At 71.9% G+C, this 14,033-nt stretch carries 13 protein-coding genes; 5 read left to right on the top strand and 8 right to left on the bottom strand.

All coding sequences use genetic code 11. The features are described from left to right. Positions 1-5: 5 nt before the first annotated feature. From G3A44_RS15405 to G3A44_RS15385, 5 genes are all read right to left on the bottom strand, one after another. Entirely contained in the window at positions 6-1,745 is a 1,740-nt protein-coding gene (locus G3A44_RS15405) for an ATP-dependent DNA ligase (RefSeq protein WP_163458558.1), read from the bottom strand. After that, positions 1,742-2,845, bottom strand: a complete 1,104-nt coding sequence (locus G3A44_RS15400) for a ligase-associated DNA damage response exonuclease (protein ID WP_163458556.1) — start codon at positions 2,843-2,845, stop codon at positions 1,742-1,744. The genes G3A44_RS15405 and G3A44_RS15400 overlap by 4 nt, the downstream gene beginning before the upstream one ends. 92 nt (positions 2,846-2,937) lie before the next feature. Further along, positions 2,938-3,615, bottom strand: coding sequence for a histidine phosphatase family protein (locus tag G3A44_RS15395; RefSeq protein ID WP_163458554.1), 678 nt, complete (start codon positions 3,613-3,615; stop codon positions 2,938-2,940). Between the two features lie 54 nt (positions 3,616-3,669). Then, entirely contained in the window at positions 3,670-4,419 is a 750-nt protein-coding gene (locus G3A44_RS15390; RefSeq protein ID WP_163458552.1) for a DsbC family protein, read from the bottom strand. A 113-nt stretch (positions 4,420-4,532) separates the two neighbouring features. Then, positions 4,533-5,645, bottom strand: a complete 1,113-nt coding sequence (locus G3A44_RS15385; RefSeq protein WP_163458551.1) for an FAD-dependent monooxygenase — start codon at positions 5,643-5,645, stop codon at positions 4,533-4,535. Between the two features lie 132 nt (positions 5,646-5,777). Here G3A44_RS15385 and ychF point away from each other — a divergent pair, with 132 nt between their 5' ends. The 5 genes from ychF (at position 5,778) to rpoH (ending at position 11,666) form a co-directional block, all read left to right on the top strand. Beyond that, positions 5,778-6,872 (top strand): redox-regulated ATPase YchF, encoded by a 1,095-nt coding sequence (ychF, locus tag G3A44_RS15380; RefSeq protein WP_163458549.1) that lies wholly within the window; start codon positions 5,778-5,780, stop codon positions 6,870-6,872. Between the two features lie 232 nt (positions 6,873-7,104). After that, a complete protein-coding gene (locus G3A44_RS15375) occupies positions 7,105-8,616 on the top strand; it encodes a DUF4384 domain-containing protein (protein ID WP_163458548.1) in 1,512 nt (503 codons plus the stop codon). After that, positions 8,616-9,932, top strand: coding sequence for a serpin family protein (locus G3A44_RS15370; protein WP_163458546.1), 1,317 nt, complete (start codon positions 8,616-8,618; stop codon positions 9,930-9,932). The genes G3A44_RS15375 and G3A44_RS15370 overlap by 1 nt, the downstream gene beginning before the upstream one ends. 72 nt (positions 9,933-10,004) lie before the next feature. After that, complete coding sequence (locus G3A44_RS23975) at positions 10,005-10,610, top strand: OmpA family protein (RefSeq protein WP_163458545.1); 606 nt, start codon at positions 10,005-10,007, stop codon at positions 10,608-10,610. A 132-nt stretch (positions 10,611-10,742) separates the two neighbouring features. Then, a complete protein-coding gene (gene rpoH / locus G3A44_RS15360; protein ID WP_163458544.1) occupies positions 10,743-11,666 on the top strand; it encodes an RNA polymerase sigma factor RpoH in 924 nt (307 codons plus the stop codon). A gap of 115 nt (positions 11,667-11,781) precedes the next feature. Here rpoH and G3A44_RS15355 read toward each other — a convergent pair whose 3' ends face one another. From G3A44_RS15355 to G3A44_RS15345, 3 genes are read right to left on the bottom strand one after another with little or no spacing between them, the layout of a single operon-like run. Next, positions 11,782-12,405 carry an SCO family protein gene (locus G3A44_RS15355; protein WP_163458543.1) on the bottom strand — a complete coding sequence of 208 codons (624 nt, stop codon included), beginning with the start codon at positions 12,403-12,405 and terminating at the stop codon, positions 11,782-11,784. 44 nt (positions 12,406-12,449) lie between these two features. Continuing rightward, positions 12,450-13,337 carry a heme o synthase gene (gene cyoE, locus G3A44_RS15350; protein ID WP_163458542.1) on the bottom strand — a complete coding sequence of 296 codons (888 nt, stop codon included), beginning with the start codon at positions 13,335-13,337 and terminating at the stop codon, positions 12,450-12,452. A 38-nt stretch (positions 13,338-13,375) separates the two neighbouring features. Next, positions 13,376-14,026, bottom strand: a complete 651-nt coding sequence (locus tag G3A44_RS15345) for a c-type cytochrome (protein ID WP_163458541.1) — start codon at positions 14,024-14,026, stop codon at positions 13,376-13,378. Positions 14,027-14,033 lie beyond the last annotated feature (7 nt).

Below are 14,033 nucleotides of genomic sequence, written 5' to 3'. Positions count from 1 at the left end.
GGCGGCTACGGCATCAGGGCGCGCAAGCTGTCCAGGGTGTCGGCCTCCTCGGCCGTCTTGTCCTGGCGCCAGCGCAGGATGCGGGGAAAGCGCAGGGCCAGGCCCGCCTTGTGGCGGGGACTGGGCCCCAGGCCCTCGAAAGCCAGCTCGAACACCAGCACCGGGGCCACCCGCCGCACCGGGCCAAAACGCTCCTGGGTGTGCTGGCGGACCCAGCGGTCCACGGCCTGGACCTCCGCATCGGTCAGGCCGGAGTAGGCCTTGGCCACCGGCACCAGCTGCCGGGGCTGGCCCGGCGGGCCGGGCACCCACACGCCGAAGGTGTAGTCGGTGTGCAGGTTGGCGCGCCGGCCGTGACCGGCCTGTGCATACAGCAGCACCGCATCCACCGTCAGGGGGTCGAGCTTCCACTTCCACCAGGGCGCCTGCCCCGGGCTGGCACCGGCCCGGCTGCGGCCCACGCCGTAAGGGGCGGTCCCCGCCTTGAGCATCAGCCCCTCGGCCCCCTGCTGGCGCGCCTGCGCCTGCCACCGGGCCAGCGTGGCCCAGTCCGGGGCCTGCACCAGGGGCGACAGCCGCAGCGGCAGCCCGGGCTGGGCACGCAGCGCCTCCTGCACCCGCGCCTCCAGGCGGCGCCGGCGCTCCGCCTGCGGCAGGGCACGGCAGTCCTGGCCCGCGTCTTCCAGCAGGTCATAGGCCATGAGCAGCACCGGATCCGCACGTTGCACCGCCGCGCCGGGCGCGGTGCGACCCAGGCGCTGCTGCAGGCGGTTGAAGGCGGCGGGCTGCGCCGCGCCCGCCGGCCACACCAGCAGCTCGCCATCGAGCACAGTGCCCGCGGGCAGGGCCCGGGCCAGCGGCGCGAGCTCGGGAAAGGCCGGGGTGATCAGCTCCTCCCCGCGCGACCACAGGCAGACCGTCCCCTCGCGCCCCACCCACTGGGCGCGGATGCCGTCCCACTTCCATTCCACCTGCCAGTCCGGCAAGGGTCCGAAGACCTCCTGCAGGGAGGCCGTCTGCAGGCGCTCGCGCGGCCAGGGCTGGGCCAGGAAGAAGGGATAGGGGCTGCCGCCGGTGGGCCGGGTATCGGCCGCGGGATCGGCCGGGGCCAGCAGGGCGGCCAGGTCCTGCGTGCCGGGCAGGTGGTCGCGGCGGGCGAAGGTCATCAGGCGCTGGGCCATGAGGGCCGGCGGCACGCCGGCCTCCTCAGCCAGCGCCTGGCGCACCAGTCCTGCGGCCACACCGGTGCGCAGGTGGCCGGTCACCAGCTTGGCCGCCAGCCAGACCGCCCGCTCGGCCTGCCCGGCGTCGGCCTGCGCCCGGGCCAACGCCGTCCACAGCCGGACCAGGGCGTCGGTCTGGACCTCCGGCGGGCGGCCCCGCAGCGGCAGCAGGCACTGGTCCATGCAGGCGGCCAGACCCGCCGGTAGCGCCGGCGACTCTTCGGCCGGTGTCTGCAGCCCGGCGGGCCGCGGCCAGACCAGGGCGATGGTCTCGGCCAGATCGCCCACGGCGGCATAGCAGTCCTCGAACAGCCAGTCGGGCAAGCCGCTGCCCTGCAGGGCGGCACGGCGCAGCACGGCGGTAGGCACCAGTTGCCGCGGCTTGCCACCCGCCAGCAGGTAGAGGCCCCAGGCGGCATCGGGTGCGGGCGTGTGGCGCAGGTAGTGGCGCAAGGCGGCCACCCGGGCCTTCTGGCGGGTGTCACCCTCCAGGGCCTGCAGCAGGGCCAGCAGCGGGCTCATGGGCGGTCGCCGTCCGGGCTAGCAACCGGCAGCGGGGGCATGACGGGGGGCGGCACTGAAGGCGCAAGCGGCTCGGGCAGACCGTCCTCCTGCTCCTCCTGTCCGTACTCGGTGCGGAAGACCTCGGCCCGCAGGCCGCGCACCTCCTGCAGCCAGCGCACCAGGGCATGGCTGTCACCGTGGGTGACGATGACCCGCCCGGCCCCGGTGGCCTCGATCGCGCCGAGCAGGCCCGGCCAGTCGGCATGGTCGGAGAGGACAAATCCTTGGTCCAGGCCGCGTCGGGCCCGCTGGCCCCGCACCCGCATCCAGCCGCTGGCAAATGCCTCGGCTACCGGCCCCAGGCGGCGCAGCCAGCGCGAGCCGGCGGCCGCGGGCGGTGCCAGCACCAGGGTACCCGGCGGGAGGGTGCCGCCCTGGGCCAACACCGGGGCGCTGGCGGGCAGCAGAATGCCGGCCTGGCGGTAGACCTGGTGCAGAGGCAGCATGGCCCCGTGGCTGAGGACCGGCCCGGGCCCCTCACCCGCCTGACCCAGGCCGGCCAGCAGGCGTTGGGCCTTGCCCAGGGCATAGGCATACAGCACGGCCGTGCGGCCCTGCGCGGCCTGCGCTTGCCACCAGGCCCGCACCTGCGCCAGGGTTTGAGCCTGGGGCGCCCAGCGGTAGATCGGCAGGCCGAAGGTGCATTCGGTGATGAAGGTGTGACAGCGCACCGGCTCGAAGGCGGTGCAAGTGGGGTCGGGACCGGTCTTGTAGTCTCCGGAGACCACCCAGACCTGACCACGGTGCTCCAGCCGCACCTGGGCCGAGCCCAGCACATGCCCGGCCGGGTGCAGGCTCACGCGCACGCCGCGGTGGCTGAGGGCCTGCCCGTAGGCCAGGCCCTGCAGGCTCACCTCGCCCAGCCGGGCCCGCAGCAGGCCCAGCCCCGGCGTCGCCGCCAGGTAGTGGCCGTGGCCGGGCCGGGCGTGGTCGGCATGGGCGTGGGTGATGACGGCGCGCGCCACCGGGCGCCAGGGGTCGATGTAGAGGTCAGCCGGTGGGCAGTACAGACCCTCCGGCCGCTGGACCACCAGGTCGTCGCAGGTCGCAAGACTCATGCGGCCTCCGGCGGCGCGCAGCGCGGGCGGTCTGGTCGTGCGGCGGTGGCCCTCATGCCGGGCATTCTGGCGCGCCGCGCCGGGCCGCGGGCTCAGGCGTGGCTGATGAGCCTGTCGGCCTCGGGGCCGTCGAGGTGGGGCAGCATGTTGAAGCTCTGCAGGGCATAGCGCCGCGGGGTGATCAGCCACTCGCTCAGGGCGCTGTTGCGCAGACGCATGTTGAGCTCGATGGTGGCCTCGGGCGCCAGGCCCAGCAGCCAGCCCATGGCCACCGAGATGGGGCCGCCACTGCTGACCACCAGCACATCCTCCGGCCCGGTGGCGGCCTGACGGATGGCCTCCAGCGCCTGCACCACGCCCTGCCGGAAGTCGGTGAAGGCGAGGTGGCCCGCAGGCGCCGCCTCGCCGGCCATCCAGCGCAGCAGGGCCTGGCGCAGCAGGCGGAAGTGCTGCCGGCGCTCCCCCGGGGTCAGGGCGCGGGGTGCCGCCCCGCCCACCAGCGGCCGCACCAGGGCGTCGCTGTCGTACTCGTTGAGCCCGGGCCAGACCTGGGCCGGGGGCAGGCCGGGCCCGTAGCCGGCGGCCAGGGCGTCCAGCGACTGGCGGTGGCGCCGCAGGCCCCCCAGGTGCACCGCCTGGAAACGGCGCCCTTGCCAGCGCAGGTGGCGGCCCAAGCGTTCGCACTGCTCATGGCCCAGCGGGCTGAGCTGGTCATAGTCGGCCGCGCCCAAGGAGGCCTGGCCGTGACGCACGAGGCAGAGTGTTCCCATGCCTCCGCATTCTGGAGGCGCCTGGACGCGCCAGCTGTCCCGGTCGCGACGCGGTCAGGCCGGCCGGCGGGCGGCCTGCAGCTGCTTCTCGATGCGATCGGCCGGGATGGCCCCGGGGGTACGGGTGCCGTCCTCGAAAATCAGCGCCGGCGTGCCGTTGATGCGGTACTTGCGGCTGAACTCCAGGTTGCGGTCGATGGCGGCGATGTCGCACTTGTCCATCACCCGCGGCGGCACCGTGCCCTCGACCATCCAGTTGCGCCAGACGCGGCCCGCGTCCTTGGCGCACCAGATGTCCTTGGCCTTGGCCTGTGAATCCGGGCCCAGGATGGGGATGACGAAGTTGTAGATGGTCACGTCCTTGAGCGCCTGCAGGTCTTTTTCCAGGCGCTTGCAGTAGCCGCAGTTCGGGTCGACGAAGACCGCCAGACGGCGGCTGCCGTTGCCCTGCTTGATGACGATGGCGTCCTTGAGCGGCAGGTCGGCAAAGGCCACGGCCGTGAGCTTGTCGATGCGGGCCTTGGTCAGGTCGGTGCGGGTGCGGGTGTTGTAGATCGAACCCTCGATCACGTGGTCGCCGGTCTCGTCGACATAGAGGATGTCGGCGCCCATGCGGACCTCGTAGAGGCCGGGGATGGGGCTCTTGCTGATCTCGTCGATCTTGGGCAGGCCGGGCATGCGCTCGGTCAGGGCCTTGCGGATGGCCTCCTCGTTGGCATGGGCGGCGGTGGCCAGGACGGCCAGGCACAAGCCGGCCACGGCGAGCGGCGCACGCAGCGCAAGGGCAGGGGAAAGGCGACGCATGGCGGGTGTCCTTGAGTTGTCCGGCGGCCAAGGCCGCGCGGCGGTCGGGTTCGGTCTGGGGCGCGAGGCCCGGAAAGAGGCTCAGGAGGATGGCAGGGCCGTGTGACAGCGCATCAGACGTCCAGCGCCTGACGCACCAGCCAACGCTTGAGCGGGGCGATGCGATTGACCAGAGTCATGCCGTGGTTGCGGAGTTCCCTCAGGCCTGGGGCATCCTGCGCAAAGAGCTGCCACAGGCCGTCGGTGCCCTGGGCCATGGCCCAGGTGCCCCAGGCGCGCTTGCGGGCATAGCGGCGCAGCAGGGCGGCATCGCCCAGGTCGCGCCAGCTCTCGCGGGCCGCCAGCACCTCGTCCAGGGCCTGCACATCGGCCAGCCCCAGGTTCAGGCCCTGTCCGGCCAGTGGATGCACCACATGCGCGGCATCGCCCACCAGCGCCCAGCCCGGGCCGCTGACGGCCTGCGCCCGCCCCAGGGCCAGCGGCCAGGTGGCGCGATCCCCGGCCACACGCAGCCGACCGACCACCCCGCCGGTCAGCTGCAGCAGCACCTCTTCCAGGGCCTCCGGCGCAGCCTGCCGCCAATGCTCGGCCTGCTCGGCCGGCTGTGACCAGACCAGGGCGTAACCGTGTCCGCACTCGGGCCGGTCCAGCGGCAGCAGGGCCAGCACCTCCGGTGCGCGGAACCACTGCCAGGCCGTGCCCTGGTGCGGGCCCTCGGCCACCAGCCGGGTGGCCAGGGCGCTGTGGCCGTAGCCGTGGCGCTCGAAGGCCACCCCCAGGCGTTCGCGCTCGGCCGATGCCTTGCCCTCGGCCACCACGGTCAGGGCCGCGGGCCCGGGTTGCGGCTGCAGATCGATGCGCGGGTTGTAGCGCACCGCCGTCTCCAGGCTGTTCTCCAGCTCGGCAGCGTCCACGATCCAGGCCAGGGCGTCCACCGCCTGCTGCCAGGCCGAAAACTCGATGCCGGCCCCCGGCGCATCGCCGGCGACCTTCATGTCCAGCACGGCAGTGCGTGCCTCGGCCGGCAAGGCATCCCAAGCACGCAGGCGCTGCAGCAGGGCCACCGAGCTGGGGTTCAGGGCATAGGCGCGGACATCGTCGGTCCGCGGCGACGCGGCCGGCCGCGCCTGCAGCGCCACCTGCAGCCCCTGGTGGGCCAGGCACAGGGCCAGACTGCGGCTGACGATGCCAGAACCCAGGATGCGGACGTCGGCGGACTTGCTCATGCGGCCGATTGTAGGGAGGCACCTAAAATCGAGGATGGCCCGCCGGTCGCCCTGACCGGCCGTGGCAGCGCCGCGGCACGCCGCCGGCGCCGCCGTTCCCCTTTTCTTCCCTTCTGCAGCGAAAGCCCCGCCATGAGCCTCAAGTGCGGCATCGTCGGCCTGCCCAACGTCGGCAAGTCCACCCTGTTCAATGCCCTGACCAAGGCCGGCATCGCGGCCGAGAACTACCCCTTCTGCACCATCGAGCCCAATGTGGGCGTGGTGGAAGTGCCCGATCCCCGCCTGGCCGACCTGGCCAAGGTCGTGCAGCCCGAGCGCATCGTGCCGGCCATCGTCGAGTTCGTCGACATCGCCGGCCTGGTGGCCGGTGCCTCCAAGGGCGAAGGCCTGGGCAACCAGTTCCTCAGCCACATCCGCGAGACGGACGCCATCGTCAACGTGGTGCGCTGCTTCGAGGACGACAACGTCATCCACGTGGCCGGCAAGGTCGACCCCATCGCCGACATCGAGGTCATCCAGACCGAGCTGTGCCTGGCCGACCTGGGCACCGTCGAGAAAAGCCTGCAGCGCTACACCAAGGCCGCCCGCTCGGGCAACGACAAGGACGCCGCCGCCCTGGTCAAGGTGCTGGAGAAGTGCCAGGCCGCCCTGGACCAGGCCAAGCCGGTGCGCTCGATCGACTTCACCAAGGAGGAGCTGGTCATCCTCAAGCCGCTGTGCCTGATCACCGCCAAGCCGGCGATGTTTGTGGGCAACGTCTCGGAGACCGGCTTCGAGAACAACCCCTTCCTGGACCGCCTGAAGGAATACGCCGCCGCCCAGAAGGGCGAGGTGGTGGCCATCTGCGCCAAGACCGAGTCCGAGCTGGCCGAGATGGAGGACGAGGACAAGGCCCTGTTCCTGGCCGAGATGGGCCAGGACGAGCCGGGCCTGAACCGCCTGATCCGCGCCGGCTTCAAGCTGCTGGGCCTGCAGACCTACTTCACCGCCGGGGTCAAGGAAGTGCGCGCCTGGACCATCCGCATCGGTGACACCGCCCCGCAGGCCGCCGGCGTGATCCACGGCGACTTCGAACGCGGCTTCATCCGCGCCCAGACCATCGCCTTCGACGACTTCATCAAGTTCGGTGGCGAACAAGGCGCCAAGGATGCCGGCAAGATGCGCGCCGAAGGCAAGGAATACGTCGTCAAGGACGGCGACGTGATGAACTTCCTGTTCAACGTGTGATCTCCGGGGCGGCCCCAGGCCGCCCCCTCCAGCCCCACGCCCCGCCAAGCACAGGCAGGTTTGTCCGGCGGGCTGGACAGCTCCCCCCCTGCGCCCCAACATGGGTGCCGCCCACCCCGCCGGGTGCGCGGTCCCGCGGATGAGCCGTGAGCGCCGCGCAATCTGCGTACACCGGCAAGAGACCTGTTGAACCGCGGCCCACGTGCCGCCGGCCTGACCGAGGAGCCTGTCCATGCCTGTTGCCTTCCGCCCTGTCCTGCGCCATCTGGCCGCCGCCTCCGCCCTGGCCGCCGCCGGCTTGGGCGCCCTGCCCGCCCAGGCCGCCAACCACGCGCTGATCATGTGGATCGGCGAGTACTCCAACCCGCGCAACAACCTGCCGGGCATCGACCTGGACGCGGCCATGGCGCGCAAGATTGCCCGGGCCATGGGGGTGCCCGACGGCAACATCCGCGAGCTGAGCAACGCCGCCTTCACCAAGGGCAACGTCAGCGCCGCCCTGGGCGAGCTGACCCGGCGCATCGCCCCGGGCGACAACGTCTTCCTCTACTACTCCGGCCACGGCGCCCAGATCGGCAACCGCAGCGGCAGCGGTGGAGGCAAGTGCACCGAGGGCATGGTGACCTACGAGCCCACCCTGTACGAGGATGCCCGGCTGGAGCAGGACCTCGACACCCTGGGCAGCAAGGCCGGCCAGGTGGTCTTCCTCAACGACTCCTGCTTCTCCGGCGGCGCCGCCACCCGGGCCATCAACGTGGGCGGCGTGGTGCCCAAGTTCTTCCCCGGCTCGGTCAAGGATGGATCGGCCGCCGGTGACAGCCACCAGTGCGGCAACGCCGTCAACAAGATGGCCCGCGGCCTGGAGCTGGTCGGGGCCAAGGCCGAGGGCCCGCGCGTGGTCTACCTGGCCGCCGCCTCGGCCACCGAGGTGGCCGGGGCCACCTCCCAGGGCAGCATCGCCACCCTGGCCTGGGCCGCCTGCCTGAGCGGGGGCGCGGACGCCGACCGCTCCGGCGCCGTCAACGGCGAGGAAATGCAGCGCTGCGCCCAGCGCCTGATCAACCAACGCGGCGGACGGCCGCAGACCATCACGCTGGTGGGCAACGGCAAGCTGCCACTGGCCTTCACCACCGCCGCGCCCAGCAGCCCGCCGGCGGCCCCGGCCCCGCAAGCCGCCGCGCCCACCCCGGCCCCCACCCCGGCCCCCACCCCCGCGCCCGCCCCGCCCCCGGCGCCGCAGGCCGAAGCCCCGACCCCACCGGAGGAGCCGGTCAACCCGGTGAGCACGCTGCAGGACCTGCGGGCAGGCGGCAGCCCATCCATCCAGGTGAGCCTGAGCGGCAACTCGCCGCTGACCATCCAGAAGGATTTCCTGGACTTCCAGGTCACCAGCAACAAGCCGGGCTACCTGTACGTGCTGCATGTGGGCAGCGACGGCAAGACCTTCGACCTGCTCTTCCCCAACAAGCTGGACGAGGACAACCAGATCGCCGCCGGCACCACGCGCCTGCCCCGCCCGCAGTGGCGCGTGCGCGCCGCCGGCCCCGCCGGCACCAGCCATGTGCTGGCCATCGTCTCGCCCACCAAGCGCAACATCGGCAAGGCCCTGGACCTGAGCCAGACCTTCCCCAGCGCCAAGGCCAACACCGCCACCGCCCGCACCCTGGTGGTGGAGGCCGTGGAAGGCGCGGGCAACCCCTCGATCTACGGCGCCAGCAATGTGCTGGCCGTGCAGGAGCGCTGATGCAACGCCCCCCCGCCTTCGGCCGCGCCGGCGCCTGCCTGCGCACCGCCCTGCGCCGCCTCCCGACCGCCGCCATGGCAGCGGCCCTGCTGGGCGGGGCCGCTGCGGCCTCAGGGGCACCGCGCCCCAGCCCCGCCGCCAACGATGCAGCCACCGCCGCCGCCCTGGGCGAGCTCGGGCTCAAGCTGCTGCGGGCCGATCGTCCCGCCAGCGCCGCGTCCCCGGTCGGCAACAGCGTCGTCTCCTCGCTGTCGCTGGCCCAGGCCCTGGGGCTGCTGCAGGCGGGCACGGCCGGCGCCTCGGCCCATGAACTCAACCGCCTGATGGGCGACGGCCGGGTGAGCGCCGGTCAGCGCCTGTACCAGCAGCGCTTGCCCGACCTGGCCGAACGCCTGGCCCGTGACGAGGGCCTGCACCAGGCCAACCGCCTGTGGCTGGACGACAGCCTGGTCAAGGCCCTGCAGCCCAGCTATGCCCAGCGCGTGCAGGCCCGGCAGGGCACTCCGGCCGGTGTCATCCCGGCCTTTGACGCCGAGCTGGCACGCAGCCAGATCAACCGCTGGGTCGGCGAGCAGACCCAGCAACGCATCGCGGAGCTGCTGCCCGAAGGCAGCCTGCAGGGCAGCACCCGGCTGGTGCTGACCAATGCCCTGCACTTCAAGCGCGCCTGGGCCCAGCCCTTTCCGGTCACCGGCACCCAGCTGCGCCCCTTCACCGGCGACGATGGTGCCGTGGTGCAGGCCCGGCAGATGCAGGACGAGCGGGAGGTGCTGCAGGCCAGCGTCCAGGGCGTGACGGTGATGGAGCTGCCCTTCGCCACACAGGAAGGCCGCGATGCCCCGGCCTACAGCCTGCTGCTGGCCCTGCCGCCCGCCGGCCAGCGGCTGGGTGACTTTGTGCAGACCCTGCACGGCACCGACCTGGCACGCTGGCGTGGAGCCCTGCAGCCCAAGCGCTGCCAGCTCAGCCTGCCCCGGCTGGACCTGGCACCGCGCAGCCGCCCCCTGAAGGACACGCTGCAGGCCCTGGGCCTGAAGACCCCCTTCAGCGACCGGGCCGACTTCAGCCCGCTGCTGCGGCAAGGCCATCGCGGCTTGCGGCTGGAGAACGTCTTCCAGTCTGCCGCCATCGCCCTGGACGAAACCGGGGCCGAGGCCAGCGCCGCCACCGCCGCGGTGGTGGGTCTCAAGTCCTTCGCACCGGTCTCCGACGCCCCTGCCTGCGCCGCCGACCGGCCCTTCTTCTTTGCGGTGATGCACCGTGCCAGTGGGGTGCCGCTGTTCATGGGACAGCTGGCCGAGCCGCTGCGAAACTGATCCGCCACGGCACACCGCCCTCTCCCCCTTTGTCGAGGCCCGTCCATGCGCAAAGTCCGCTTCCGCCCCCCCATGCCCACCCTCCTGGCCCCCCTGGCCCTGCTGGTGCTCAGCACCACCTGCCCAGCGGCCGGGCTGCTGCAAAACCCCAGCGTGCAGGACCTGCGCGCCGCCCTGGCCCCCGCCACCCCCCCGGCCAACCCCTTGGCCCGCAGCTTCACCCGCACCCAGCCGCCCACCCAGGACGGGCTGTGCCCCGGTGCCGGGGCCAGCGAAGCCGCCCCCGGCACCCGCAGCGCCGGCACCCGCAACCTGGAAGTGGTGGCCTATGCGCCCGAGGCCCCGCATGTGGACCTGGCCATCGGCTTTGCCAACGACTCCGACGCGGTCAGCCCGGCCAGCCGGGCGCTGTTGGACAAGCTGGCCCAGGCCCTGCGCAGCCCTGACCTGGACGGCAAGCGATTCGTGATCGCCGGCCACACCAGCGACACCGGCCCCCGGGACCGCAACCTGCAGCTCTCGTGCGCCCGCGCCATCGCGGTGCGCCGGCACCTGATCAAGGCTGGCGTGGCCGCGGACCGCCTGGCCGCCTACGGCTTCGGCCCGGACAAGCCGCTGGCCGACACCGAGCCGGCCGCCGACGCCAACCGGCGGGTGGAGATCCGCCTCAGCCCCTGAACGGGCGGCGGGGTCAGGCCTGCCGTTTTGGCCACAGGGCGTGCAAGGTGGCGCATTTCCGGGCTTAGCACTCCTCCCGACCGAGTGCTAATATCAACGGAACCCGATCCTCGTCGAGGCCTCAAAACCCGCATGAACACCACTCCCGCCCCCTCCGCCCTGGCTGTCCGTGACCCCTGGGGCCTGGTGCCCTCCATCGGCAACCTGGACGCCTACATCAGCGCCGTCAACCGGATGCCGATGCTCAGCGCCGAAGAGGAAGGCGAGCTGGCCCGCCGGCTGCAGCAGCAGGGCGACGTGCAGGCCGCCGGCAAGCTGGTGCTCTCGCACCTGCGCCTGGTCGTCTCGATCTCCCGCCAGTACCTGGGCTATGGCCTGCCGCAAGGCGACCTGATCCAGGAAGGCAACGTCGGCTTGATGAAGGCGGTCAAGCGCTTCGATCCCGACCAGGGTGTGCGACTGGTGAGCTACGCCATGCACTGGATCAAGGCCGAGATCCACGACTACATCCTGCGCAACTGGCGCATGGTCAAAGTCGCCACCACCAAGGCGCAGCGCAAGTTGTTCTTCAACCTGCGCTCCATGAAGCAGGGCCTGAAGGACCAGGCCGCCGACCACGAGACCTTCCGCAACACCCTGACGCCCGACGAGGTGGAGGTCGTGGCGCGCCAACTCAACGTCAAGCCTGAAGAGGTGGTCGAGATGGAGACCCGCCTGTCCGGCGGCGATGTGGCCCTGGAGCCGCAGACCGAGGACGGCGAGGAGAGCTACGCCCCCATCGCCTATCTGGCCGACGACCGCCACGAGCCCACCCGGGTGCTGGAGGCCCGTGCGCGCGACCACCAGTCGGGCGACGGCATCACGCAGGCGCTGGAGGTGCTCGATGCCCGCAGCCGCCGCATCGTCGAGGAGCGCTGGCTCAAGGTCAACGACGACAGCTCCGGCGGCATGACGCTGCATGAGCTGGCCGCCGAGTACGGCGTCAGCGCCGAGCGCATCCGCCAGATCGAGGTGGCCGCGCTCAAGAAGATGCGCAAGGCGCTGGAAGCGGCCTGAAGGCCCGGGGCACACGGGACACACGGCACGCTCGGCACGCTCGGCACATGTCAAGCGCCGGGCGTCCGCCGCGCCTGCCTTCTGCAGGGCTCGGCCTGCCGCCGTCGCGGCGACCTCAGCCCTCCTGCAGCAGCAGCTTGAGGTCGTGCACCAGGGCCTCGGCCCCGGCCCCGTAACGGCTGAACACCCGCACACGGCCTTGGGCGTCAAACAGGTAGGAGCCCGCGGTGTGGTCCACCGTGTAGGCGCCTTCGGTCTTGCCCTGCGCCTTGGCAAAGAAGACCTTGAATTCCTTGGCCACGGCCTGGGTCTCCTCCAGCGTGCCGCGCAGGGCCACGAAGTCCGAGCCAAAGCTGCCCACGTAGTGGCGCAGCACCTCGGATGTGTCGCGCTCCGGATCCACGGTGACGAAGATGCCTTGCACCCGCGCACCGTCAGGGCCCAGCTGCTGGCGCACCGCCGCCAGTTCGGCCAGGGTGGTGGGGCAGACGTCGGGGCACTGGGTGTAACCGAAGAACACCACCAGCACCTTGCCCTTGAATTCCGCCAGGCTGCGGCGACGCCCCTCCGGGTCGGTCAGGTCCAGACGACGGGCGTAGTCCAGACCGGCCAGGTCGATGCCCTTGAAACGGCCGCCAGCGCTGCTGCCCCCGGTGGGCTGGCAGCCGGCCAGCAGGCCGGAGGCGGCAGACAGGCTCAGGGCGGTGAAGGCGGCAAGGCTGGCACGGCGGGTGGGCATGGCGCGGACGCAAAGGCGGCGGCACCTGCCGGCCAGCCCGCCGGTCAGACCCAGTAGTGGTCCACCAGCAGGGCGGCGAACAGGGCCGCGAGGTAGAGGATGGAGAACTTGAAGGTGCCGCGCGCCCAGGCATCGCTGTAGGACAGCAGCATCTTCACCGCGCGGTAGAGGAACACGCCCCCGAGCACCAGCGCGCACAGCAGGTAGGGTATCCCATTCATGCCCATGGCGTAGGGCATGACCGTGACCCCGATCAGGGCCACCGTGTAGGCCACGATGGAGCGGCGGGTGTAGAGCGAGCCGTGGGTGACCGGCAGCATGGGCAGGCCGGCACGCTCGTAGTCTTTGGTGCGGTACAGCGCCAGCGACCAGAAGTGCGGCGGGGTCCACATGAAGATGATGAGGAACAACAGCCAGGCCTCGGCCGGCACGGTCCCCGTCACCGCCGACCAGCCCAGCACCGGGGGCATGGCCCCCGAGGCGCCGCCGATGACGATGTTCTGCGGCGTGGCCGGCTTGAGCCACAGGGTGTAGATGAAGGCATAGCCGACGAAGGTGGCAAAGGTCAGCCACATCGTCAACGGGTTGACGAAATGGTGGAGCAGCACCAATCCCAGGCCACCCACCAGGAAGGCGAAGGTCACCGTCTGGGTGGAGGTGATGGTGCCCGACGGCAGGGGACGCCCTTTGGTGCGGGCCATCTGCGCGTCGATGTGCTGCTCCAGCAGGCAGTTCACCGCCGCCGCGGAGCCCGCCGTCAGCGCGATGCCCAGCGTGCCGAAGACCAGCACCTGCAGCGGCGGCAGGGCCGGCGTGGCCAGGAACATGCCGATCACCGCGCAGAACACGATGAGCGAGACGACCCGGGGCTTGGCCAGGGCCAGGAACTGCCCCAGGGTGGAGCGGCGGCGTGGCAGGGCTTGGAGGCTCATGGTGCGGTGGGGGTGAAGGAAGGGGGCAGCGGCGCGGCTCAGCGGGCCAGCGAGGCGGCGTACTCGGCCACGGCGGCGATGTCGGCGTCGGTCAGGCGGCTGGCCACGTCACGCATGACGTGGGCCGCGTCATTGGCACGGGTGCCGTCACGGTAGGCGGTGAGCTGACGCACCAGGTAGGCCGGGTGCTGACCCCCGATGGCCGGCGCCAGGGTGGTGGGCGGCGCCTTCATGGTGGCGGACCAATCGGCCTTGCCTTGGCCGGCCGGGGCGTGACAGCCCAGGCAGGCGGGCACCACCGCCGGACGCCCCTTGCCCTTGAGGTAGATCTGGCGGCCGGCGGCCACCAGCTCCGGCTTGAGGTTCTCCACCTTGCTGACCTTCTGCGTGGCAAAGAACGCCGCCAGGTCCTCGATGTCCTGGTCGCCCAGCGGGGCGGCCATGGGGCTCATCTGCTCGTTGACCCGGCGCCCGGCCTTGAAGTCGTGGAGTTGCCGCACCAGGTAGACCTGCAGCTGTCCGGCGATCTTGGGCCACATGTCCGCCGGGCTGTTGCCATCGGGGCCGTGGCAGCCCATGCACACGGCGGCCTTGGTCTTGCCCGCCTCGGCATTGCCCGCGGCACCGGCCGGCGTGAGCGCGGTCAGGGCAGCGGTGGCCAGCAGCCAGGGAATCAAACGTGAAGGCATGGTCAAG

It is taken from the genome of Ideonella livida, from assembly GCF_010499455.1.
GTDB classification, from domain to species: Bacteria; Pseudomonadota; Gammaproteobacteria; order Burkholderiales; family Burkholderiaceae_C; genus Ideonella; species Ideonella livida.
Note: the sequence above shows the minus strand (reverse complement) of the source record. Positions and strands in the feature narration are given on the sequence as shown.

Bases quoted from the DNA above. Each gene is read 5' to 3' on its own strand.
- G3A44_RS15370 (WP_163458546.1), top strand. From the start codon at position 8,616: ATGCAACGCCCCCCCGCCTTCGGCCGCGCCGGCGCCTGCCTGCGCACC.
- G3A44_RS15395 (WP_163458554.1), bottom strand. From the start codon at position 3,615: ATGGGAACACTCTGCCTCGTGCGTCACGGCCAGGCCTCCTTGGGCGCG.
- G3A44_RS15375 (WP_163458548.1), top strand. From the start codon at position 7,105: ATGCCTGTTGCCTTCCGCCCTGTCCTGCGCCATCTGGCCGCCGCCTCC.
- G3A44_RS15355 (WP_163458543.1), bottom strand. From the start codon at position 12,405: ATGCCCACCCGCCGTGCCAGCCTTGCCGCCTTCACCGCCCTGAGCCTG.
- G3A44_RS15405 (WP_163458558.1), bottom strand. From the start codon at position 1,745: ATGAGCCCGCTGCTGGCCCTGCTGCAGGCCCTGGAGGGTGACACCCGC.
- G3A44_RS15345 (WP_163458541.1), bottom strand. From the start codon at position 14,026: ATGCCTTCACGTTTGATTCCCTGGCTGCTGGCCACCGCTGCCCTGACC.
- cyoE (WP_163458542.1), bottom strand. From the start codon at position 13,337: ATGAGCCTCCAAGCCCTGCCACGCCGCCGCTCCACCCTGGGGCAGTTC.
- ychF (WP_163458549.1), top strand. From the start codon at position 5,778: ATGAGCCTCAAGTGCGGCATCGTCGGCCTGCCCAACGTCGGCAAGTCC.
- G3A44_RS15390 (WP_163458552.1), bottom strand. From the start codon at position 4,419: ATGCGTCGCCTTTCCCCTGCCCTTGCGCTGCGTGCGCCGCTCGCCGTG.
- G3A44_RS23975 (WP_163458545.1), top strand. From the start codon at position 10,005: ATGCCCACCCTCCTGGCCCCCCTGGCCCTGCTGGTGCTCAGCACCACC.
- rpoH (WP_163458544.1), top strand. From the start codon at position 10,743: ATGAACACCACTCCCGCCCCCTCCGCCCTGGCTGTCCGTGACCCCTGG.
- G3A44_RS15400 (WP_163458556.1), bottom strand. From the start codon at position 2,845: ATGAGTCTTGCGACCTGCGACGACCTGGTGGTCCAGCGGCCGGAGGGT.
- G3A44_RS15385 (WP_163458551.1), bottom strand. From the start codon at position 5,645: ATGAGCAAGTCCGCCGACGTCCGCATCCTGGGTTCTGGCATCGTCAGC.